This is a genomic window from Comamonas sp. w2-DMI (assembly GCF_040187735.1).
In the GTDB taxonomy this organism is placed as follows: Bacteria; Pseudomonadota; Gammaproteobacteria; order Burkholderiales; family Burkholderiaceae_C; genus Comamonas; species Comamonas terrae.
The window spans coordinates 1-20,941 of record NZ_JBANEL010000039.1 but is presented as its reverse complement, the minus strand read 5'-3'; the positions used below and the strand labels follow the sequence as shown (position 1 = coordinate 20,941).

Sequence of the window (20,941 nt, the reverse complement as noted above, 5' to 3'; positions counted from 1 at the left end):
AAAGGAGATGACGATGAAAGAAATCCGTGCCATCGTGCGCCCCAGTCGCCTGGAGCGCTTGCGCGAATCGCTGCGTGCCATTCCCAACTTTCCCGGCGTGACCCTCTTCAAGGCCGAAGGCTTCACTGCGCCTGCAGCCGTGGACAAGCGCACGGTCAAGGAAGAGCTGACCGACTTCTCGGACAAGCTCATGCTCTGCGTCATTGCGGACGACACCATGGTCGAGCCCATACGGCAGGCCATTTTTGCGGCCTGCCGTACCGGGCAGATAGGCGACGGCCTGGTCTGGACCGTGGACATCGCCGAAATGCACCGCATACGCGATGGCGGTGCTTTCTAGGACATGCTCGCCGTCCGGGCGAAGAAGAGTGCCCCGGCCTTTTCTTCGCCTGGCATGCAAAAAATGCAGTGCCTTGGAAAAAGCGCTCCAAAGCCTGTGCTACAATTTTTGTATTGCAGCAAACAAGCAGTGTTTTGGTTGCTCGAGGGGGTATAGCTCAGCTGGGAGAGCGCTTGCATGGCATGCAAGAGGTCATCGGTTCGATCCCGTTTACCTCCACCAAGATTAAAGACGGCGAGTTGCAAAACTCGAATCGTTCTAGGAATTGACCCTATCGTCTAGAGGCCTAGGACATCACCCTTTCACGGTGAGTACCGGGGTTCGAATCCCCGTAGGGTCGCCAAGTCTGAAGCGCTTGAAGCTCGAAAAGAGCTGGCAAAGCTTCCTGCCAGGAGTGGTAGTTCAGTTGGTTAGAATACCGGCCTGTCACGCCGGGGGTCGCGGGTTCGAGTCCCGTCCACTCCGCCAAATCAAAAGCCGCTGCAATCTAGGATTGCAGCGGCTTTTTCATGCATTTGTGTTTTCAATCATTAATGCTACAGATCGATTGCGGCCTGACGCCTTGGCCTGGTAAAGGCCTGTGTCGGCGCGTTTGAGCAGTGCGCTGAAATCCACATCTGCATCGGTCACGGTGGCCACGCCGATGCTTGCCGTATAGGCGGGTATATCGGCCGAAGCCTGCCGCTCCAGGGCCTGGCGGATACGCTCTGCCGCGGTCCAGGCGGCCGCGCTGCCGGTCTCGCGAAGCACCACGACGAACTCCTCGCCGCCGTAGCGTCCCAGCACGTCGCCGTTGCGCAAGCGGGATGCGATCAGGGCGGTGCAGTCCTGCAGCACCCTGTCGCCGATGGGATGACCCCACTGGTCGTTGATGTCCTTGAAGCGGTCTATGTCCAGCAGCAGCACGGAAAACGGCCGCGCGTAACGCTTCCAGCGCGACCATTCCTTTTCTCCGGCCTGGAACAGGGTGCGCCGGGTGAGCGCGCCGGTCAGGCTGTCGTGGGAAGCCTGATGCTCGAATTCATACCGGACGCGCTCGCTGACCATCAGCAGTGCACCTATGCTCAGCAGCAAGGCCGACAGGTGGAAGCCGGCCGCATAGATCTGCTGCATGGGTGCGCGCATCAGCCGGGTCGAGCCGGGTTCGTCAAACCAGAAGGTGGTGCTGGCCCTGAGTACCATCACCATGCACAGCAGCACCAGAACAATCACCATGAGACGGCAAGAAAATCCCTTGCCATGGCGATGGAGCAGCCGTGCATGCGCGAAGGCGCAGATCGCCATGCCGCCGGCAAACAGCAAGGTGCGGGCGCGGAAGTCCGGCTGAATCTGCCAGAAATAGCTCATGGCCACCAGCAGGGCCACGCCTGCCGTGGCCCAGGAATGCCATGAGCATGGTCGCTGCCAGAAGCGCTGGCTGCCGACATAGAACAGGCCCATGCCGCTCATCAGCAAGGCATTGCCCGCCAGCATGACCAGAAAAGGCGGCAGCAGGCCTTCAAGGCCGAAGAAGATGCTCGAGGCCGTGCACAGCAACGGTGCCAGGCACCAGGGCAGCACGCCCGGCATGGCCATCGGCAGACTGCGGCGCACGCCCCACAGGACCATGGCCATGACGGCACAGGTCAGGCCCGCCACAGAACTGATGGAGAGCGGATCGATATGCGGCATTTGCGCTAGTTTGAAACAAGTCAATACAAATTGTTGTCAAACATTTTCAAGCGCAAAAAAGCCTGCGCAATAGGGCAGGCCTTCGGGTTGGGCTTGAAGCAGGTCGCGTCAGCGCGGCGCGAGGCGGATGGCTCCGTCCAGGCGGATCACTTCGCCGTTGAGCATGTCGTTTTCCAGGATGTGCTTGACCAGCTTGGCATAGTCTGCGGGCGTTCCCAGGCGGCTGGGGAAGGGCACGCCCGCGGCCAGCGTGTCCTGCACCTCCTGCGGCATGCCGAACAGCATGGGTGTACCGAAGATGCCCGGTGCTATCGTCATGTTGCGGATGCCGCTGCGCGCCAGGTCGCGGGCAATCGGCAAGGTCATGCCCACGATGCCGCCCTTGGAGGCTGCATAGGCGGCCTGTCCGATCTGGCCGTCATAGGCCGCCACGCTGGCGGTGGAAATCAGCACGCCGCGCTCGCCGGTGGCTTCGGGCTCGTTGCGGCTCATGGCCTCTGCAGCGAGGCGGATCATGTTGAAGCTGCCGATCAGGTTGACCGTGATGGTCTTGGTATAGAGCGCAAGACTGTGTGCACCGTTCTTGCCCACGGTTTTTTCCGCAGGGGCAATGCCCGCGCAATTGACCAGGCCCGCCAGCTTGCCCAGGCTGGTGGCCTTGGAAACGACTGCTTGTCCATCGGCTTCGCTGCTCACGTCGCATCGCACGAAGGCGCCGCCGATGTCGCGGGCCACGGCCTCGCCCTTGTCTGCCTGCATGTCGGCGATCACGACCTTGCCGCCATGGGCCGCCAGCATGCGGGCGGTACCTTCGCCCAAGCCGGAAGCGCCCCCGGTCACGATGAATACGCGGTCTTGGATCTGCATGGATGTCTCCTAGGGTGCTGGGAATGCATTACGTTAACGTAAACGTCAATTATGCATGCCGGATGGCGAAAAGCGCAGGGTCCGGGAAGGCAAAAAAAAGCCCGATCACGGGGATCGGGCTTAAAGGATCCGTGAAACGGGGGTTTCAGGAGGATCCAAGGAGACAACTGGTGAGGCCGCCATCTAGCGATATCGGCCTGGCATGGGGTGATTATAAGGGTAAACCCGAATTTTTTCATCCCATGCCGATAAGCCTGTCTTAGCGCTTGGCGTTGCCGGTGGTCTTGACGGCTTCCGTGGCGGTGTTGGTCACGGTGTTGAAGTTGGTCTCGGCCAGGTCGGACGCCTGCTTCACGGCCTTTTGCACCGATTCGAAGGCGCTGTTGGCGGCGGAGACGGCGTTCTTCATGATGGCCACTGCGGATTCGGAGCCGGCGGGGGCGTTCTTGGCCGTGCTTTCGAGCAGGGCGTTGAAGTTCTTGCGGGCTTCGGTCACCTGGGTTTCGAAGGCCTTGCCGAATTCGGTCGTCGTGGTGCTGGCGATGTCGTACAGATGACGGCTGTAGGAAGCGGTCTTCTCGGCCAGGGGCTGGAACAGGCTGGCTTGCAGGGCCAGCAGCTCCTGCGCATCCTTCACGCTCAGGACGGCCTGAGTGTGCTGGGCAGCTTCGTTCAGGGCAGCGCGCGAAGCGGTCACGTTCAGTTCAACCAGCTTTTCCACGCCTTCGAAGGCTTTGGTGGTCAGGCCGAACAGGGTTTCGACGTTGGCTTTGTGTGCGCTCAGGATTTGGTCAGGGGTCAGGCTCATTTCATTCTCCAAATTTGCAGATCGGACAAGGGGATCGGGACGGAGGCAACAACTGCGCTGACATGGCCGCCAGTCTTTTGGACTGGTATGTTGCAGTGCAGCATGAGCGTATTGTAGAGAGGCTTGATGCTGCAATGCAAGCAATAAATTGCTGCACTGCAGCAAAAAATTTGGAAAATTGTTGGTTTTTGATAGATGTTTGATTTCGCAAGGTTTTTTATGTCTTGTAGACGACATAAAAATGCAGCTCGCCGCTCAAATTGCCTTTTTATGGGCAATAAGGTCGAGGCTGTATTGCCGAGTTTTGAATCTACCGAAGCCATTAACGAATATCCCGCTCATTCATGGGGAAACGGAAATGCCGCTTCAGCCGATAAATCCCTCTCGGAAAAACAAAGGTCTGTCGATGCGGTACGGCAAACTGTCTCCTTGGTGCTGGTTGGCAGCCGGCGCATGCGCACAATGGCGGCCATGACCGACCACAGCCCTGCACCGCAACCTGCGAGAACCGAGCGTGCCGTGCCCCAGCCGCGCCAGGCCTATGCCGTATTCCGTGACATCAGCACGCGCTGGTCGGACAACGATGTCTATGGGCATGTGAACAATGTCGTCTACTACAGCTGGTTCGACACGGCCGTGAATGCTTATCTGATCGAGCAGGGCGTGCTGGATATCCACGGCGGCCAGACCATAGGGCTGGTGATAGAGACGCAGTGCAATTACTTTGCCTCGCTGGCCTTTCCGCAAATGGTGGAAGCCGGCATCCGCGTGGCCCATATCGGCAGCTCCAGCGTGCGCTACGAGGTCGGACTGTTCGCCAAGGGCGAGGCCAGTTCGGCGGCGGCCGGGCATTTCGTGCATGTCTATGTGGACAGCCAGACGCGGCGGCCGGTTTCCATTCCAGCTGCCTTGCGCGCCGCACTGGAGCCATTGCGCAAGGCTTGAGCGCGCCGTGGGCCCTGGGGCCTGCGGTTTCGATAGCTGCCTACGCTTGCCTGGCAAGCGATACAGCCAGTTTTCAATGAAACTCGCCGGACGAGTGGCCACTGCGGCCGAAAACCAGGGCGCCTGCGGGAATCGCCTACACTCGATGTTCTGACTCACGTCTGCCAGTCTTTTTGCTGCCGGGCTCTCCAGTCCGCCGCCGTCCATGATCATCACCAGCCTGCTCGACACCGACCTGTACAAATTCACGATGATGCAGGTGGTGCTGCACCAGTTCCCGGGTGCGCAGGTCGAATACCGCTTCAAGTGCCGCAATCCGGGCGTGCAGCTGGCGCCCTATGTGAACGAGATCCGCGAGGAGATCCGCTCGCTGTGCCAGCTGCGCTTCCAGGATGCCGAACTGGCGTACCTGGGGTCGCTGCGCTTCATCAAGAGCGATTTCGTGGACTTTCTGGGGCTGTTCCAGCTCAACGAGAAATACATCACGGTGACGCCTCTGGCCAATGGCGAGATCGACATCACGATCAAGGGCCCATGGCTGCACACCATCCTGTTCGAGATTCCGGTGCTGGCCATCGTCAACGAGGTGTACTTCCGCAACACCCAGCTGGTGCCGGCCTTTCCCGAAGGGCGCCGACGCCTGGACCATAAGATCGCGCTGCTGCAGCAGGAAGGGCTGGAAACGCTCAAGATCGCCGACTACGGCACGCGCCGGCGCTTTTCCAAGGCCTGGCACGAGGAAGTGCTGCGCGTGCTGTGCGCACGCCTGGGCACGGAAGGGGGCCTGCGCCCCGGCGTCGGGCGCAGGCCGGGCCAGCTTGCCGGCACCAGCAATGTGCTGTATGCGATGAAGCTGGGCATCACGCCGCTGGGCACGCTGGCGCACGAATACCTGCAGGCCTGCCAGTCGCTGGGGCCGCGCCTGCGCGACAGCCAGATCTTCGGCTTCGAGTCCTGGGCGCGCGAATACCGCGGCGACCTGGGCATTGCGCTGTCCGATGTCTATGGCATGACGGCCTTTCTGCGCGACTTCGACCTCTACTTCTGCAAGCTCTTCGACGGCGCGCGCCACGACAGCGGCGATCCCTTCGAGTGGGGCGAGCGCCTGATCGCGCACTACAAGGCCAACAAGATCGATCCGCTGACCAAGGTGCTGATCTTCAGCGACGGCCTGACGGTGCCGCGCACCATCGAGCTGTTCGAGCGCTTCAATGGCCGCTGCAAGCTGGCCTTCGGCATAGGCACCAATCTGACCAACGACCTGGGCGATGCACCCGACCATGTGCCCCTGCAGATCGTGATCAAGATGACCCGCTGCAACGGCCAGCCCGTGGCCAAGCTGTCGGACACGCCGGGCAAGAGCATGTGCGACGACGAGAAATACCTGGCCTATCTGCGCCAGGTGTTCGAGATCGCCCCGCCCGGGGCCAAGGGCTGAGCGCAGGCAGGGCAGGCATTCCGATACAACGACAAGGGAACAGGGGAGACAGGCTTTGAACACAGGCCTCGGACGCTTATCCAGGAAGAATGGCCGGCAAGCCATTGCGGCGGCTGGTCTGCTGCTGGGCGCAGGCGCGGCGCAGGCGGGCGAAATCGACGGTGCCGCGCTGTCGGTGGCCTGGGGCGTGCCGTTCGTCGGCATGCTGCTGTCGATTGCCCTGATGCCTCTGCTGCTGCCCAGGTTCTGGCACCACCACTTCGGCAAGGTCACGGCAGGGTGGGCGCTGGCATTTCTGCTGCCGTTCACGCTGGCGTTCGGCGCCGGTGCCGCCGCGCACCATTTCGTGCATGCGCTGCTGGCCGAGTACCTGCCTTTCGTGATCCTGCTCACCGCGCTGTACACCGTGGCCGGCGGCATCTACATCCGCGGCAATCTCGTGGGTTCGCCGGGTCTGAACACCGCCATCCTGGCCATGGGCGCCGTGCTGGCCAGCTTCATGGGCACCACGGGCGCTTCCATGCTGCTGATCCGGCCGCTGCTGCGCGCCAACGACAACCGGCGCCATCAGGCCCACGTGGTGGTGTTCTTCATCTTCATCGTCTCCAATGCGGGCGGGGCGCTGACACCGCTGGGTGATCCGCCGCTGTTCCTGGGCTTTCTGAAGGGCGTGGACTTCTTCTGGACCGTGCGCCATGTCTGGGGACCGATGCTGTTTCTCACGCTGGCGCTGCTGGCCGTGTTCTATGCCATCGACAGGCGGCTGATGAGAGAAAGGGGCGAGACCGACCTGCCCGATCCCACGCCCAGCCTGGATGCCTCGGGGGCTCCCAGCCGCCTGGGCTTTGAAGGCGGCGTGAACTTCGCGCTGCTGCTGGCCGTGGTGGCCCTGGTGCTGTTCAGCGGCGTCTGGCGCACGCCTGCGGGCCTGGAGATCGCCGGCATCCGTGTGGGCCTGCCCGGCCTGGTGCGCGATGCGGGTCTGATCGCCGTGGCGCTGCTGTCGCTCAGGCTCACGCCGCGGCGCGTGCACGCTGCCAACGAATTCGGCTGGGGGCCCATGCAGGAAGTGGCCAAGCTGTTCGCCGGCATCTTCCTGACCATTATTCCCGTGATCGCCATGCTCAAGGCCGGTTTCGACGGTCCGTTCGGCGCCATCGTGCGCGCCGTCACGCGCGCCGACGGTACGCCCGATCCGGCCATGTACTTCTGGGCCACCGGGGCGCTGTCGTCCTTTCTCGACAATGCGCCCACCTATCTGGTGTTCTTCAATACCGCGGGCGGCGACCCGGCCCATCTGATGACCGACATGGCGCTGACGCTGACGGCGATTTCAGCCGGTGCCGTCTTCATGGGCGCCAACACCTATATCGGCAATGCGCCCAACCTCATGGTCAAGGCCATCGCGGAAGACCGCGGCGTGAAGATGCCGGGCTTTTTCGGCTACATGGCCTGGTCTTTCTGCGTGCTGCTGCCGCTGCTGGTGCTGATCACGCTGTTCTGGTTCTGGAAATGAGCAGTCGCCGGGCCGGCGTGCACCTTTCCCTTGCAGGCAAGGGCGGCATGGTCGGCGAGGACGGCGTGCCACACATCAAGGAGAAAACGACATGAATCGCAAGCCCCGCATCCTGATTGCCCGCGCCATTTCGCCCGAGGTGGTGCAGCGCCTGGAGCAGCATTTCGAAGTGGAGTCCAACCAGGACGACGTGATCTGGAGCCCGCATGAGCTGGTGCAGAAGCTGCAAGGCAAGGACGGTGTGCTGACCACGGGCTCGCAGACCATCGATGCGGCGCTGCTGGCTGCCTGCCCGCAGCTCAAGATCGTGGCCAACATGGCCGTGGGCTACAACAACTTCGACGTGCCCGCGATGACGGTGGCCGGCGTGCAGGGCACGAACGCGCCCGATGTGCTGACCGAGACCACGGCCGACTTCGGCTTCGCGCTGCTCATGGCCACGGCGCGCCGCCTGACGGAAAGCGAGCACTATCTGCGCGCCGGCAAGTGGACTTCCTGGCGCTACGACCTGTTCGCGGGCGCGGAGGTGCACGGCAGCACGCTGGGCATCATCGGCATGGGCCGCATCGGCCAGGGCATTGCCAGGCGCGGTGCCCACGGCTTCGGCATGAAGGTGATCTATCACAACCGCTCGCGCCTGGCTCCCGAGCTGGAGGCCGAATGCAGGGCCCGCTACGTGAGCAAGGCCGAACTGCTTGCCAGCGCCGACCATGTGGTGCTGGTGCTGCCCTTCACCCAGGAAAACCACCACACCATCGGCGCGGCGGAGCTGGCGCAGATGAAGCCCACGGCCACGCTGATCAACATTGCGCGCGGCGGCATCGTGGACGATGCGGCCCTGGCCAGGGCGCTGCGCGACAAGCGCATTGCCGCCGCCGGCCTGGATGTGTTCGAGGGCGAGCCTGCCGTGCATCCGGACCTGCTGACCGTGCCCAATGTGGTGCTCACGCCGCATATTGCCAGTGCCACCATGGGCACGCGCCTGGCCATGGCCGATCTGGCGGCCAGCAACCTGATCGCCTTTTTCGAGGGGCGCGAGGTATTGACGCCGGTCAACAAGCCGGCCCGGTGAACGGGGGGCGGTGAAGCGGCAGGTATCCGGGTGGCAGGCGGGGTGGATTAGTAGGGCCCATGTCACATCAGTTTCAAGGCGATTTGGGGTGGCTGGCAGGTGCGGGAACCGGTGCCTGGCTTTGATAATCCGCTGCCCCTATCGCCGGACCTGTTGCAAGGCCTGCGGTATGGCCTTTCTTCACTATCCCGGGTCACCCCATGCCATTCATCCGCACCAGCGTCCACAAGGACACCCCCGCCGCCCAGCGCCAGGCCATCGTCAACGGCATCCACCAGGCCCTGATCGACGGCATCGGCATGCCTGCCGACGAGCTGTTCAACATGGTCAGCGACTATGACGAGCAGCAGTTCTTCTTCAGCCGCACTTTCAACGGCTACCAGCGTTCGGACCGCGTGGTCGTGGTGGAGATCACCATGCGCCGCGGCCGCAGCGACGCGATGAAGCGCGCCCTCTATGCCAATATCGCCGCCAACCTGGAGAAGGACGCCGGCGTGGCGCCGAACGATGTTTTCATCTTCACGCACGAAAACGACTACTCCGACTGGTCGGTGGGCGGCGGCAAGTTCGCCATGGCCATTGCCCAGCAGGTCGGCCCCGACGCCTGACCGGTGCCCGGATGCCCGCGGGGCATCCGGGCGCTGCCGAATTTCTGCCGTATCCCGCCAGATCCACCTATCTGGCGAACAGCGCCTTCTCCATTGCTGGGGGATGGCGTGGCACGGCTGCGCTCCCGAGCGCCCGCTATCTGATAGATTTCGTTGACGAGCAAGCGCTTGCTCGACACTGCCGGACGCGAAATGGCATGCCCATGCCTTGTGATCCTGCAGAAAATGCTTCCAGTGCTTGAGGGTCAAGCGCCGGAAGCTATTGAAATAATAGCTTTGCAGTGTCCCTGCAGGCGATGAAAGAAGCGGTTGCATACGGTGACTTCGTGGTGGGTATGGTTGCTCGTGGCGGTAGGCTTGGGCCTGCAGCTGGTCTTGCTCTGGTGGCTGGCGGCGCTCAGGCGCGCCGCGCAGGCCGCAACCGGACCCGAAGCCCTGCGGCTGCAGGCCCAGCTGCTGCAGGGGTTGCAGGCCGTGGATCTGCGCCTGCAGCAGCTGGAACGCGGCAGCCAGGCCACGCAGATGGCCGTGGCCAAGAGCGATGGCGCGCTGGACCGCGTGACCCAGCACCTGCAGACGCATCTGGTCCAGGCCCAGCAGGATGCCCAGGCGGCGCGGCGCGAGCAGGGCATGGCGCTGGCGGGTTTTCGCGAAGAAGTCACGCAGTTGGCCGCGCGCCTGTCGGCCGACAGCCTGCAGGCGCGCAACAGCCTCGCGCAAAGCAGCGCCGAGCAGAACAGCCACATCCAGCAGCGCTTCGAGGCCCTGGCCGAGACCACGCGCGGCATTCTCGACTCGCTCAAGGGCGACATCCAGCAGCAGCTCACGCACATGAGCACCCAGATGGGAGCGGCGCTCAAGGACCAGCTCACCGGCAATGGCGAGCAGCTGCGCCACCAGTTTGCCGTGCTGCAGGACGCGGTGGGCATGCAGCTGGCAGGGCTGGCGCAGGGCCAGCAGACCACGGCCGAGCAGCTGCGCGGCACGCTCAACGAGCGCCTGGCGGCCATCCAGAACGACAACGCCGCCAAGCTGGACGAGATGCGCCGCACCGTGGACGAGAAGCTGCATGCGACGCTGGAGCAGCGGCTGGGCGAATCGTTCAAGCTGGTCAGCGACCGGCTGGAGCAGGTGCACAAGGGGCTGGGCGAAATGCAGAGCCTGGCCGGCAGCGTGGGCGACCTCAAGCGCGTGATGACCAATGTGAAATCGCGCGGCACCTGGGGCGAGCTGCAGCTGGGTGCCATCATCGACAACGTGCTTACGCCCGAGCAGTACGCGAAGAACGTGAAGACCGTGCCGGGCAGCGACGAGCTGGTGGAGTTCGCCATCCGCCTGCCCGGGCGCCAGGACGAGCAGCCGGTGTGGCTGCCCATCGATGCCAAGTACCCGGTCGAGCACTACCAGCGCCTGCAGGATGCGCTCGACAGCGCGGACCGCATGGCCATCGCCGCGGCCGGCAATGCGTTCGAGAGCTCCATCCGCGCCGAGGCGAAGAAGATCTCCGGCAAATACATCGCGCCGCCGCATACCACGGACTTTGCCGTGATGTATCTGCCCACCGAGGGCCTGTTCGCCGAGGTGCTGCGCCGTCCGGGCCTGGTGGAGACGCTGCAGAACGAGAGCCGCATCGTGGTGACGGGGCCGGCCAACCTGGCGGCCATGCTCAGCAGCCTGCAGATGGGCTTCAAGACGCTGGCGATCGAAAAGCGCTCGTCCGAAGTCTGGGGCGTGCTGGGCCAGGTCAAGACCGAGTTCGCCAAGTTCGGCGAGGTGGTGGAGGCCACGCGCAAGTCCATCGATGCGGCCGCGCGCAAGTTCGACCAGGTGGGCGTGCGCACGCGCGCCATCCAGCGCCATCTGCGCAACGTGCAGGCGCTGCCCGAGCCGGGCAGCGCCGAGGCCGCCGCCGCAGGCCTGCCGCTGTTTCCCGCCGTGCCGGACGCGGGGGATGACGAGGAATGAATGCCACGCTGCTGCGCCTGATCCTCGCGCAAATCTCCATCCATGCCTGCATGACGGGCATGCGCATGGCCACGCCGCTGCTGGCGCTGAAAGAAGGCTTCAGCGCTGCGGCAGTGGGCATGCTGCTGGCGCTGTTCGCGCTCACGCAGGTCTTCCTGTCCCTGCCTGCGGGCCGCTATGCGGACCGCAACGGCCTCAGGAAGCCGCTGCTGCTCAGCGTGACGGCGGCCTGCCTGGGCGCCGGGCTGGCCGTGATGTTCCCGACCTATCCGGTGCTGTGCGCGGGGGCCCTGCTCACGGGCGGCGCGGCGGGCACGGCCCTCATCGCGCTGCAGCGCCATGTGGGGCGCTCGGCCCATTCCAAGGAAGAGCTGCGCAAGGTCTTCAGCTGGCTGGCCATAGGCCCGGCCGTTTCCAACTTCCTGGGGCCGTTCTTTGCCGGCGTGCTGATCGACTATGCGGGCGGCGAGGAGGCCAGCCTCACGGGTTTCCGCTGCGCTTTTCTGCTGCTGGCCCTGCTGCCTTTGGCCGCCTGGTGGTGGGTGCGCACGGTGGCCGAGCTGCCGCCGCCCGAGGCCCCTGTCAGCGGCAAGCAGGCCACGGCCTGGGACCTGTTGCAGAACCAGGGCTTCCGGCGCCTGCTGCTGCTGAACTGGGCGCTGTCCTCATGCTGGGACGTGCATACCTTCGTGGTGCCCATCCTGGGCCATGAACGCGGCCTGCCGGCCTCGGTGATCGGCACCATCCTCGGCGCCTTCGCGATTGCGGCAGCCCTGATCCGCCTGCTGATGCCCGTCCTCACGCGGCACATGAGCGAATGGGCGGTGGTCATGGGCGCCATGGTGGCGGCCTGCGCGCTGTTCATCGCCTACCCGTTCATGCCCGGTGCCTGGAGCATGGGCGCCTGCTCGGTGCTGCTGGGTTTGGTGCTGGGATCGGTGCAGCCCATGGTGATGAGCATGATCCACCAGATCACGCCGCCCGCGCGCCACGGCGAGGCGCTGGGCCTGCGCATGATGGCCATCAATGGCTCCAGCGTGGTCATGCCCGTGCTGTTCGGCTCCATCGGCGCGGTGGTCGGCGTGTCCGCGCTGTTCTGGGCCGTGGGCACCATGGTGGGTGTCTCGTCGCGCCTGCCCTGGCTTATAGGCCATGAGGACATGCCCAGCGAGGCGGAATGGCTGGAGCACGAAGCCGGGCATTGAAGCTCCGGAACCGGCGCGGCCCGGTACGGCACACGTAACAAGAACCTGTGCCGGCCGGGCACCCGCTCTGAGAAGCATGCCCCGGGGAGCCGCGTAGCGGCTCGGGAGATCAGCGAACCACGGGGTCCCAGCCGCGGTTGTAGTACTGCTGGATCAGTGCCCAGGCCTCGGCCGGCTCGTCGGTATAGCGGAACAGGTTCAGGTCCTGGGCCGAGATCGTGCCTTCCTCGATCAGCAGGTCCAGGTTGAGCAGGCGTTTCCAGAATTCGCGGCCGAACAGGATGACGGGCACGGGCTTGGACTTGCGCGTCTGCACCAGGGTCAGCACTTCGAACAGCTCGTCCATGGTGCCGAAGCCGCCAGGGAAGGCCACCAGCGCCTTGGCGCGCATCATGAAATGCATCTTGCGCAGCGCGAAGTAGTGGAACTTGAAGCTCAGGTCCGACGTGATGTAGGGGTTACCGTGCTGCTCGTGCGGCAGGCCGATGTTCAGGCCGATATTGGGCGCGCCTGCATCGTGCGCACCGCGGTTGGCCGCTTCCATGATGCCGGGGCCGCCGCCCGTGCAGATGTAAAAGCGTTCGGTGGGCGCCTGCTTCATGCCCTCGGTGGCCACGATACGCGCAAAGCTGCGAGCCGCCTCGTAGCGCTGGGCATTGCGCACGGCGCGCTCGGCCAGGGCCATGCGCTGGGTGTCGCCGCTGGCGCGGGCTTCGGCCAGCTGCTGCTGGGCCTGCTCGGCATCGACAAAGCGTGCGCTGCCGTAGACCACGATGGTGTGCTCGATGCCGCGTTCGATCTGGGCCAGGTCGGGCTTGAGCAGCTCCAGCTGCATGCGAATGCCGCGGGTCTCGCGGCGGAACATGAACTCGGGATCGGCGAATGCCAGGCGGTTGGAATGAGGTTCCAGGGGCTGGCCGTTGTGGGCCTGGTCGTGCAACTGCGCCCAGGCATTGGCCAGATCGGTATCAGACAGGGGAGAAGAGATTTGCATGGACCCTCGGTACGAAAAACTGGGTGGCATGGAGCTGCACCTGCAGCTCCGGATTGAAGTTTGGTAGCACGGGCCGCCCGTCCACCCATGGCTTCAATCTCATATGTATTTGCATTGCATATGATGCTTGCACTATACGCTCACAAACTCATAGCTCACGGGACCAGGGGGCGTCGGAACCCACAAAATTCCGGGATGGTTGCCGTCAGGCGATATTACTGCTATGTGAGCGCATGCTTTGGTTACTTATCTTGCAACCCAATGGTTCCAGCTTTGCATGCCGGCAAAGGTCATGGCCAGCGAGCCGAAAAGGTGCAGGCCGGACCAGCCCAGTGCCGTGGCCAGCCGCTGCTGCTGCAAAAGAGCAATGACTTCCGCGGAAAAGCTGGAAAAGGTGGTCAGCGCACCCAGAAAGCCGGTGATGACGGCCAGCTTCCATGCGGGATCGAGCTCGGGCATGGCCTGGAACAGGGCCACGAACAGGCCGATCAGGTAGCCGCCGATCAGGTTGGCGGCCAGGGTGCCCCAGGGCATGCTGGCGCCCGAGCTGAGCCACAGGCCCAGGCCCCAGCGCGACAGGGCGCCCACGCAGGCGCCTATGCAGATGGCAAGAATATTGAGCATGGCCGCAATCTAGCGCATGGCGGCAAAGCCTGCCGGCGGCTTGCGGCAAAGACTGGCGGTGCCCCGTGCCATGCCGGGATTCAGTTGCGCAGCTGCGCGGGCTCGGTGGCCGTTTCTTCGGAAGCCGTTTCGCCGCTTCGGGCCTCGTCTTCCTCCAGCGGCTCGTTGCGCACCAGATTGCTCAGCGTGGGCGGCACCGGGTCGCCGGTGCGGCGCGAGCGGAACAGGGCGGCACGCATCAGGAAGATGGTGGTGATGGGCACGGTCACGGCCACGAACACAGCGATCAGGAAGGCATGCATGGCAAAGCCCTGGCCGCTGACCGAGAAGTAGATCCAGGTCGCATGCATGATCAGCCAGCAGCCCATGGTGGCGACGATGGAGGGCGAGTGCACGCGCTCGAAATAGCTCTTGAGGCGCAGCAGGCCCAGCGAGCCCAGCAGCGCAATCAGGGCGCCGCCCAGCACCAGCGCGGCCACCAGGATCTGCGCCCACAGCGGCAGCTCGTTGGCAATGCTCTCGGTACTCATTCGATCACCTCGCCGCGCAGCAGGAACTTGGCCATGGCCGTGGAGCCCACGCAGCCGAACAGGGCGATCAGCAGCGCGGCCTCGAAGTAGTTGGTGCTGTCGTAGGTGATGCCCATGACCAGCATGATGAGCATGCCGTTGAGGTACATGCAGTCCAGCGCCAGCACGCGGTCCTGCGCATGGGGGCCCTTGAGCAGGCGCATCACGGCGCAGCCCATGGCCGCGATCAGCATGAGCAAGGCCAGACCCAGCACCCAGTAAAACCAAGGTCTCATTCGAAAATCTCCATCAGCGGGCGCTCGTAGCATTGCTTGATATGGTCGACCACCTGCTGGACGTCGGCGACCTCCAGCGCATGGATCAGCAGCATGGAGCGGTCGCGCGAAATCTCGGCCCAGGCCGTGCCCGGGGTGATGCAGACGATCATGGCCAGCACGGCCAGACCGTTGGGGTCGCGCAGGTCCAGCGGAATATGCACGAAGCTGGCCGGATGGCGGCGCAGCCGCGGCAGGATCAGAAAGCGCATCACGTTGTAGTTGGACACCGAGGTGTCCCACACCACGCGCAAGGCCAGCTTCAGTGCCGTGAGCGGATGGCGCACGCGCACCGGCAGGGGGCGCAGGCCGCGCAGCAGCACCGGAATCAGAAGGCCCAGCACCAGGCCCAGTGCAATATGGCCGGCGCTGACCGTGCGGTTGAGCAGCAGCCACAGCAGCAGCAGTGCGATGGACAGCAGCGGGGCGGGAAACAGCCGTTGCAACATGGTTTTCATGGGTGCTCCTGCGGCTGGGCCGGGGTCTCGATCTCTGCGGCGCCGCGGCCGGGGCTGGCGGCACCGGCGATATCCGCCGAAGGCGAAGAGATGCCGGCCACGGGCGGTGCATCCTCGGCCTGCGCGGCCGCGCGGGCCGCGGCCTCGGGGCCTGCGGCCTCCTGGGCCTTTTTCTGTGCGGGCGCCGGCACGGGGCGCGTGCCCATGACGGCACGCACATACACATCGGGCGAATGCAGGGCATTGGCCGCGCGCTGGGTGAAATGCATGATGTCGTCGGCTTGCACGGTCATGGTCACGCAGCACAGCAGCAGCGCGGCAATGGGCAGGCCTTCGGCCACCTTGAGCGAGGGCGCGCTCTGCTCGGGATTGGCCCAGAAGTGGCGTATGCCGGCGCGCGTGAGCGCCACGAGGGCCAGCAGCCCGGTGACGATGAGCAGGGCCACCATGGCCCAGCCGGTCCAGCCGGCCTGCATGCCGCTGGAGGTGCCCAGGCCCAGGGGGTTGAGCAGGGCGCTGAGCATGGCGAACTTGCCCACGAAGCCCGACAGCGGCGGCAGGCCCGAGATCAGCAGCGTGCAGCCCATGAAGCTCAGGCCCACGAAGACTGCGGCGGCCGGAAAGGCGCGGCCGATCAGAACTTCCTCCTCTTCGTCGAGGTTGAAGCCTTCGGTGGGCAGAAGCTCGGCATTGAGGAAGGGCGCCTCCTCGTCTTCGTAGGGCTCGCCCGAGCCCTCGTCGACACGCCATCGGTCCACCACATCGGCAATCAGGAACAGGGCGCTGATCGCCATGGTGGAACTGGGCAGGTAATACAGCAGGCCGGCCGTGAGCAGGTTCTGGCCGAAGCCCGTGGCGGCCAGCAGGGTGCCCGAGGACACGATGGCCGCAAAGCCCGCCATGTGTGTCAGCCGTTGCGAGCCGAGCATGCCGATGGCGCCGTAGGCCATGGCCACCATGCCGCCCAGGATCAGCCAGCTGCTGCCGAACAGGGCCGAGAGGCCGGCTTCGGTGCTGAACATCAGCGTCCACAGCCGCAGAATCACATAGACCCCTACCTTGGTCATGAGCGCGAACAGGGCGCCCACGGGCGCCGTGGCGGCGCTGTAGCCGGGCACCAGCCAGAAATTGAGCGGCCAGGCCGCGGCCTTGATCAGAAAGGCCGTGCCCAGAATGCCGGCCGCCGCATGCAGCAGGCCGCGGTCCGCCTCATGCACCTGGGGGATGGCGCGCGCCAGATCGGCCATGTTGAGCGTGCCGGTGATGCCGTAGAGCATGGACACGCCGATGAGAAACAGCGAGGAGGCGGCCAGGTTGATGGCGATGTAGTGCATGCCAGCCTGGATGCGCGTGCGCCCCGAACCGTGCAGCAGCAGGCCGTAGGAGGCGGCCAGCATGATCTCGAAGAAGACGAACAGGTTGAACAGGTCGGCCGTGAGGAAGGCCCCGCTCAGCCCCATGAGCTGCAGCTGGAACAGCGAATGGAAGTGCACGCCCGCACGGTGCCAGCGCGCGGCCGAGAACACCAGCGCGGCCAGCGCCACGATGTAGGTGACCACCAGCATGAGCGCCGTCAGGCGGTCCAGCGCGAGCGCAATGCCGAAGGGCGCGGGCCAGTTGCCCGGTATGTAGACCGCCATGCTGGCCGGCGAACTGGTCCAGCGCATCAAATATGCGCAGATGCCCAGGCCCAGCAGCGTGGACAGCAGGTTCATGGCCAGCTTCAGGCGCTGGCGCTCCTCGCGCAGGAACAGCATCAGCGCCGCCGTCAGCATGGGCAGCAGAATGGGCGCGAGCATCAGGTGCGGCATCAGGTCCGCGATCCACTGGGTCATAGCATTTCCTGCTCGGTGCGCGAATGCACGCCATCCACATGGTCCGTGCCCGAGGAGCCGCGAGATGCCAGCAGCACCACGAGGAACAGCGCCGTCATGGCAAAGCCGATCACGATGGCCGTGAGCACCAGCGCCTGGGGCATGGGATCGGCATAGTGGGCCAGGTCCTGGGGGACGCCGTTGACGAGCACGGGCGCCTTGTTGATGGCCAGCCCCTGGCGGCCCATGCTGAAGATGAAGAGGTTGACGGCATAGGACAGCAGGGCCAGGCCCATGATGACCTGATAGGTACGCGGGCGCAGCAGAAGCCATACCCCCGAGCCCGTAAGCACGCCTATGGCCAAGGCCAGAATGATTTCCATCACATACCTCCTCGTGCCAGAGCCTGGGCGGTGGCAGCCTGGACCGCCGCCTCCGCTTCCCTGGCCTGTTGTTCTTGCTCTTCCAGCAGCCGTGCGTGGAATCGGTGGCCGCGCACCGACTGGTGGGCGATGGCCGTCAGTATCAGCATGGTCGAGCCCACCACCAGCGCGAACACGCCGATGTCGAAGAAGGTGGCGCTGGCGACATGCACATGGCCGACCAGGGGCAGGGCCAGGTCGAAGCTGTGGCTGGTCAGGAAGGGGTAGCCCACGGCCACCGAGGCCAGACCGGTGCCCAGCGCGCACAGCAGGCCCGTGGCGATCCAGCGGCGCGGGTACAGCGGCAAGTGGGCTTCCACCCATTGCGTGCCGGAGATGATGTACTGCATGAGCAGGGCCACGGAAAACACCAGGCCCGCCACGAAGCCGCCGCCGGGCTGGTTGTGGCCGCGCATGAAGATATAGGCCGCCACCAGCGTGGAAAACGGCAGCAGCAGGCGCACCAGCACGGCGGGCACCATCAGGTAGCCCACGGCCGTGTCGCTGGCATTGCGCGGGTTGAGCAGGTCGGTCTGCAGGTCGCCAGGCACATAGCGCTGCTGCTCGGGAATGTCCATGGTCTCGCGCGCCGGACGGAAGCGCCTCAGCAGCGCATAGATGACGATGGAGACGATGCCCAGCACCACGATCTCGCCGAAGGTATCGAAGCCGCGGAAATCCACCAGCATGACGTTGACCACATTGGTGCCGCCGCCGCCGGTCAGCGCGTGTTCGAGGAAGAAGGTGGACGAGCTCTCGTAGAACGGGCGGCTCATCATGGCAAAAGCCAGCCAGGCCATGCCGCCACCCGCGATCAGGGACAGCACCAGATCGCGCAGGCGGCGCGCCCGCGCGCGGGCGTCCGCGTTGTCCACCATGTTGCGCAGCGCCTTGTCGCGCTTGGGCAGCCAGCGCAGGCCCAGCAGCATGAGCACCGTGGTCACGACTTCCACCACCAACTGGGTCAGCGCCAGGTCGGGCGCGGAAAACCACAGAAAGGTCAGGCAGGTGCACAGGCCCGTGCCGCCCAGCATGATCAGGGCTGTCATCCGGTGGTACTTGGCCTTCCAGGCCGTACCCAGGGCGCACAGGCTGCCGATGGCCCACAGCAGGACAAAGGGCAGCGACACCGGCAGGGTGCCGCGGTTGCCCAGCTCCATGCCCTGCAGCCACAGCGGCAGGGCCGTGGCCGTGATGGCAATGCAGACCAGCCACAGCATCTGCCACTGCAGGCGTCGCGTGGACAGCGCGCGGCGGCCGGCGCGCCCGGCCAGCGTGATGCGGGCCAGCAGATTCTCGAAGGCCCGGCGTCCGCTCAGCGCGCTCAGCAGCGGCGTGGCCTCGAAGCGGCCGGCCTCGCGCTGCCAGCGCAGCATGGTGTAGAGCAGGATGCCGCCCACCAGGGCCACCAGGCTCATGATCAGCGGCATGTTCCAGCCGTGCCAGATGGCCAGGCTGTAGGCCGGCAGATCGCCGCCCACCACGGGTGCGGCGGCCGTGGCCAGGAACTGGCCCACGGCCCATGCCGGGAAGATGCCCACCAGCAGGCAGGCCAGCACCAGCAGCTCGATGGGCACGCGCATCCAGTGCGGCGGCTCGTGCGGGGCATGGGGCAGGTCGGTGGCTCGGGGTCCGAAGAAGACATCCACCGTGTAGCGCAACGAATAGGCCACGCTGAACATGCCGGCGACCGTGGCGGCCACCGGCAGAACGGTCTTGACCCAGGGGGCTGCATCCAGGAACACGGTTTCGGCGAAGAACATTTCCTTGGACAGGAAGCCGTTGAGCAGGGGCACGCCCGCCATGGCCGCGCTGGCCACGCAGGCCAGCGTGGCGGTGATGGGCATCATGTGCCGCAAGCCCGACAGGCGCCGGATGTCGCGTGTGCCGCTTTCATGGTCCACAATGCCGGCCGCCATGAACAGCGAGGCCTTGAAGGTCGCATGGTTCATGATGTGGAACACGGCGGCCACGGCGGCCAGCTTGCTGTTGAGGCCCAGCAGCAGCGTGATCAGCCCCAGGTGCGAAATCGTGGAATAGGCCAGCAATCCCTTGAGATCGTGCTGGAACATGGCGCAATAGCCGCCGATCAGCAAGGTGGCGGTGCCGGCGCCGCCCACCAGCCAGAACCAGGCATCGGTATCGCCCAGTACCGGCCACAGCCGCGCCAGCAGGAAGACGCCGGCCTTGACCATGGTGGCCGAATGCAGATAGCTAGACACCGGGGTGGGTGCCGCCATGGCATTGGGCAGCCAGAAGTGAAAGGGAAATTGCGCGCTTTTGGTGAAGGCTCCGAGCAGGATCAAGACCAAAGCCGGCAGATAGAGATGGTTGTTGCGCACCTGCTGGCCTGCGGCCAGGATGTTGTCCAGGTCGTAGCTGCCCACGATATGGCCCAGCACCAGCATGCCGGCCAGCATGGCCAGCCCGCCCGTGCCGGTCACTGTCAGCGCCATGCGCGCGCCGCGGCGCGCGTCCTTGCGGTGGTACCAGTAGCCGATCAGAAGAAAGGAGAAAAGACTGGTCAGCTCCCAGAAGAACACCAGCTGGATGATGTTGCCCGACAGCACCACGCCTGCCATGGCGCCCATGAAAGCCAGCAGGAAGGAGAAAAAGCGCGGCACCGGGTCGGCCGGCGACATGTAGTAGCGCGCATAGAGCACGACCAGGGAGCCGATGCCGAACACCAGCATGGCGAACATCCAGGCAAAGCCGTCCATGCGGACCACCAGATTGAGCCCCAGCGAAGGCAGCCACTCGATTTCCTGCCGCAGCACCGAACCATCCGCCATTTCGGGAAACAGCAGCGCGACCTGTATGGTGCAGGCCAGCGCGACAATGCCGGCCAATGTGGATTCGGCGTTGCGCGCATTCGCGGGCAACAGGGCAGCCACAAGGCTGCCGGCAAAGGGCAGGAGGATGAGGGTGATCAGGGGCATGGGCGAATTATTTTAGGGGGAAGCCATTTCTTTCTCGCTATGAAAACCTGAGCATGTGGCGGGCTATATATCGCTGGTTGGCTGCAATTGATGCCGCTGTATGCCTGCCTGGCCAGACGTTCGCCGCAGTTGGCGCCGGCTACTTTTGCGGCCGGACCGGACAGGCATACCTTGTGCCAGGAAGGCCTCTTGCGTGGGCCACAGGCCTGCCGAGAAGGCGGGTCGGCCGGGGCGAAGCGATGCGTCCGGCATGTGCGGGGCCTTCAGTCGATGCAGTCCTGGCAGGCGCAGCGCCAAGCCATGTTTTTCATCCTAGGCTGAATCGACATTCAATCTGTCAGCCAAGCCAGACTTGCAGCGAGGCAGAGGAATGCCATGAAGTGGGCGGCCTTGCGGTCGTAGCGCGTGGCG

The 20,941-nt window shown here is 64.7% G+C and carries 20 protein-coding genes and 3 tRNA genes; 11 read left to right on the top strand and 12 right to left on the bottom strand.

Going from position 1 to position 20,941, the window contains the following annotated elements:
• Window positions 1-7: 7 nt before the first annotated feature.
• From V8Z74_RS24150 to V8Z74_RS24135, 4 genes are all read left to right on the top strand, one after another.
• The gene (locus tag V8Z74_RS24150; RefSeq protein WP_066482348.1) at window positions 8-340 is read left to right on the top strand and encodes a P-II family nitrogen regulator; all 333 of its coding nucleotides are present in this window, start codon (window positions 8-10) and stop codon (window positions 338-340) included.
• 146 nt (window positions 341-486) lie between these two features.
• Window positions 487-562: transfer RNA gene (locus V8Z74_RS24145), tRNA-Ala, on the top strand.
• Window positions 563-607: 45 nt separating this feature from the next.
• Window positions 608-683: transfer RNA gene (locus tag V8Z74_RS24140), tRNA-Glu, on the top strand.
• Window positions 684-731: 48 nt separating this feature from the next.
• Window positions 732-808 (top strand) — tRNA-Asp (locus tag V8Z74_RS24135).
• Window positions 809-847: 39 nt separating this feature from the next.
• Here V8Z74_RS24135 and V8Z74_RS24130 read toward each other — a convergent pair.
• From V8Z74_RS24130 to V8Z74_RS24115, 4 genes are all read right to left on the bottom strand, one after another.
• The gene (locus V8Z74_RS24130) at window positions 848-2,011 is read right to left on the bottom strand and encodes a GGDEF domain-containing protein (RefSeq protein WP_349711775.1); all 1,164 of its coding nucleotides are present in this window, start codon (window positions 2,009-2,011) and stop codon (window positions 848-850) included.
• 108 nt (window positions 2,012-2,119) lie between these two features.
• Window positions 2,120-2,878 carry a 3-hydroxyacyl-CoA dehydrogenase gene (locus tag V8Z74_RS24125; protein ID WP_349711773.1) on the bottom strand — a complete coding sequence of 253 codons (759 nt, stop codon included), beginning with the start codon at window positions 2,876-2,878 and terminating at the stop codon, window positions 2,120-2,122.
• Window positions 2,879-3,137: 259 nt separating this feature from the next.
• Window positions 3,138-3,686, bottom strand: a complete 549-nt coding sequence (locus V8Z74_RS24120; RefSeq protein WP_066482381.1) for a phasin family protein — start codon at window positions 3,684-3,686, stop codon at window positions 3,138-3,140.
• The gene (locus V8Z74_RS24115) at window positions 3,683-4,009 is read right to left on the bottom strand and encodes a hypothetical protein (RefSeq protein ID WP_349711771.1); all 327 of its coding nucleotides are present in this window, start codon (window positions 4,007-4,009) and stop codon (window positions 3,683-3,685) included. The genes V8Z74_RS24120 and V8Z74_RS24115 overlap by 4 nt, the downstream gene beginning before the upstream one ends.
• Window positions 4,010-4,157: 148 nt before the next feature.
• Here V8Z74_RS24115 and V8Z74_RS24110 point away from each other — a divergent pair, with 148 nt between their 5' ends.
• The 7 genes from V8Z74_RS24110 to V8Z74_RS24080 all read left to right on the top strand — a co-directional run bounded on the left by V8Z74_RS24110 (window position 4,158) and on the right by V8Z74_RS24080 (window position 12,435).
• Window positions 4,158-4,631 carry an acyl-CoA thioesterase gene (locus V8Z74_RS24110; RefSeq protein WP_370671038.1) on the top strand — a complete coding sequence of 158 codons (474 nt, stop codon included), beginning with the start codon at window positions 4,158-4,160 and terminating at the stop codon, window positions 4,629-4,631.
• A 205-nt stretch (window positions 4,632-4,836) separates the two neighbouring features.
• On the top strand, window positions 4,837-6,069 hold the full coding sequence (gene pncB, locus V8Z74_RS24105) for a nicotinate phosphoribosyltransferase (protein WP_066482387.1): 1,233 nt from the start codon (window positions 4,837-4,839) through the stop codon (window positions 6,067-6,069).
• Window positions 6,070-6,172: 103 nt separating this feature from the next.
• Window positions 6,173-7,585: a sodium:proton antiporter gene (locus V8Z74_RS24100; RefSeq protein WP_349711786.1), complete on the top strand. Its 1,413-nt coding sequence runs from the start codon at window positions 6,173-6,175 to the stop codon at window positions 7,583-7,585.
• A 91-nt stretch (window positions 7,586-7,676) separates the two neighbouring features.
• Complete coding sequence (locus V8Z74_RS24095; protein WP_349711769.1) at window positions 7,677-8,657, top strand: 2-hydroxyacid dehydrogenase; 981 nt, start codon at window positions 7,677-7,679, stop codon at window positions 8,655-8,657.
• A gap of 200 nt (window positions 8,658-8,857) precedes the next feature.
• Entirely contained in the window at window positions 8,858-9,265 is a 408-nt protein-coding gene (locus V8Z74_RS24090; protein WP_066482403.1) for a tautomerase family protein, read from the top strand.
• Window positions 9,266-9,610: 345 nt separating this feature from the next.
• Complete coding sequence (locus V8Z74_RS24085) at window positions 9,611-11,230, top strand: DNA recombination protein RmuC (protein ID WP_502879601.1); 1,620 nt, start codon at window positions 9,611-9,613, stop codon at window positions 11,228-11,230.
• The gene (locus V8Z74_RS24080; RefSeq protein ID WP_349711767.1) at window positions 11,227-12,435 is read left to right on the top strand and encodes an MFS transporter; all 1,209 of its coding nucleotides are present in this window, start codon (window positions 11,227-11,229) and stop codon (window positions 12,433-12,435) included. Before V8Z74_RS24085 ends, V8Z74_RS24080 begins: the two co-directional genes overlap by 4 nt.
• A 109-nt stretch (window positions 12,436-12,544) precedes the next feature.
• On the opposite strand, the gene V8Z74_RS24075 is transcribed toward V8Z74_RS24080, so the two are convergent.
• The 8 genes from V8Z74_RS24075 to V8Z74_RS24040 form a co-directional block, all read right to left on the bottom strand.
• Window positions 12,545-13,429: an LOG family protein gene (locus V8Z74_RS24075; RefSeq protein WP_349711765.1), complete on the bottom strand. Its 885-nt coding sequence runs from the start codon at window positions 13,427-13,429 to the stop codon at window positions 12,545-12,547.
• A 246-nt stretch (window positions 13,430-13,675) separates the two neighbouring features.
• Entirely contained in the window at window positions 13,676-14,053 is a 378-nt protein-coding gene (gene crcB, locus V8Z74_RS24070) for a fluoride efflux transporter CrcB (RefSeq protein ID WP_349711763.1), read from the bottom strand.
• An 80-nt stretch (window positions 14,054-14,133) separates the two neighbouring features.
• On the bottom strand, window positions 14,134-14,583 hold the full coding sequence (locus V8Z74_RS24065; protein WP_066482422.1) for a monovalent cation/H(+) antiporter subunit G: 450 nt from the start codon (window positions 14,581-14,583) through the stop codon (window positions 14,134-14,136).
• Window positions 14,580-14,858: a K+/H+ antiporter subunit F gene (locus V8Z74_RS24060; protein WP_066482432.1), complete on the bottom strand. Its 279-nt coding sequence runs from the start codon at window positions 14,856-14,858 to the stop codon at window positions 14,580-14,582. Before V8Z74_RS24060 ends, V8Z74_RS24065 begins: the two co-directional genes overlap by 4 nt.
• A complete protein-coding gene (locus tag V8Z74_RS24055) occupies window positions 14,855-15,346 on the bottom strand; it encodes a Na+/H+ antiporter subunit E (RefSeq protein ID WP_066482621.1) in 492 nt (163 codons plus the stop codon). The genes V8Z74_RS24060 and V8Z74_RS24055 overlap by 4 nt, the downstream gene beginning before the upstream one ends.
• A gap of 5 nt (window positions 15,347-15,351) precedes the next feature.
• The gene (locus V8Z74_RS24050) at window positions 15,352-17,190 is read right to left on the bottom strand and encodes a monovalent cation/H+ antiporter subunit D (RefSeq protein WP_349711761.1); all 1,839 of its coding nucleotides are present in this window, start codon (window positions 17,188-17,190) and stop codon (window positions 15,352-15,354) included.
• The gene (locus V8Z74_RS24045) at window positions 17,187-17,552 is read right to left on the bottom strand and encodes a Na+/H+ antiporter subunit C (protein WP_066482443.1); all 366 of its coding nucleotides are present in this window, start codon (window positions 17,550-17,552) and stop codon (window positions 17,187-17,189) included. Before V8Z74_RS24045 ends, V8Z74_RS24050 begins: the two co-directional genes overlap by 4 nt.
• A complete protein-coding gene (locus tag V8Z74_RS24040) occupies window positions 17,552-20,530 on the bottom strand; it encodes a monovalent cation/H+ antiporter subunit A (RefSeq protein WP_349711758.1) in 2,979 nt (992 codons plus the stop codon). Before V8Z74_RS24040 ends, V8Z74_RS24045 begins: the two co-directional genes overlap by 1 nt.
• Between the last annotated feature and the right edge of the window lie 411 nt (window positions 20,531-20,941).

Bases quoted from the DNA above. Each gene is read 5' to 3' on its own strand.
- V8Z74_RS24150 (WP_066482348.1), top strand. From the start codon at position 8: ATGACGATGAAAGAAATCCGTGCCATCGTGCGCCCCAGTCGCCTGGAG.
- V8Z74_RS24130 (WP_349711775.1), bottom strand. From the start codon at position 2,011: ATGCCGCATATCGATCCGCTCTCCATCAGTTCTGTGGCGGGCCTGACC.
- V8Z74_RS24125 (WP_349711773.1), bottom strand. From the start codon at position 2,878: ATGCAGATCCAAGACCGCGTATTCATCGTGACCGGGGGCGCTTCCGGC.
- V8Z74_RS24120 (WP_066482381.1), bottom strand. From the start codon at position 3,686: ATGAGCCTGACCCCTGACCAAATCCTGAGCGCACACAAAGCCAACGTC.
- V8Z74_RS24115 (WP_349711771.1), bottom strand. From the start codon at position 4,009: ATGGCTTCGGTAGATTCAAAACTCGGCAATACAGCCTCGACCTTATTG.
- V8Z74_RS24110 (WP_370671038.1), top strand. From the start codon at position 4,158: ATGACCGACCACAGCCCTGCACCGCAACCTGCGAGAACCGAGCGTGCC.
- pncB (WP_066482387.1), top strand. From the start codon at position 4,837: ATGATCATCACCAGCCTGCTCGACACCGACCTGTACAAATTCACGATG.
- V8Z74_RS24095 (WP_349711769.1), top strand. From the start codon at position 7,677: ATGAATCGCAAGCCCCGCATCCTGATTGCCCGCGCCATTTCGCCCGAG.
- V8Z74_RS24090 (WP_066482403.1), top strand. From the start codon at position 8,858: ATGCCATTCATCCGCACCAGCGTCCACAAGGACACCCCCGCCGCCCAG.
- V8Z74_RS24080 (WP_349711767.1), top strand. From the start codon at position 11,227: ATGAATGCCACGCTGCTGCGCCTGATCCTCGCGCAAATCTCCATCCAT.
- V8Z74_RS24075 (WP_349711765.1), bottom strand. From the start codon at position 13,429: ATGCAAATCTCTTCTCCCCTGTCTGATACCGATCTGGCCAATGCCTGG.
- crcB (WP_349711763.1), bottom strand. From the start codon at position 14,053: ATGCTCAATATTCTTGCCATCTGCATAGGCGCCTGCGTGGGCGCCCTG.
- V8Z74_RS24065 (WP_066482422.1), bottom strand. From the start codon at position 14,583: ATGAGTACCGAGAGCATTGCCAACGAGCTGCCGCTGTGGGCGCAGATC.
- V8Z74_RS24060 (WP_066482432.1), bottom strand. From the start codon at position 14,858: ATGAGACCTTGGTTTTACTGGGTGCTGGGTCTGGCCTTGCTCATGCTG.
- V8Z74_RS24055 (WP_066482621.1), bottom strand. From the start codon at position 15,346: ATGTTGCAACGGCTGTTTCCCGCCCCGCTGCTGTCCATCGCACTGCTG.
- V8Z74_RS24050 (WP_349711761.1), bottom strand. From the start codon at position 17,190: ATGACCCAGTGGATCGCGGACCTGATGCCGCACCTGATGCTCGCGCCC.
- V8Z74_RS24045 (WP_066482443.1), bottom strand. From the start codon at position 17,552: ATGGAAATCATTCTGGCCTTGGCCATAGGCGTGCTTACGGGCTCGGGG.
- V8Z74_RS24040 (WP_349711758.1), bottom strand. From the start codon at position 20,530: ATGCCCCTGATCACCCTCATCCTCCTGCCCTTTGCCGGCAGCCTTGTG.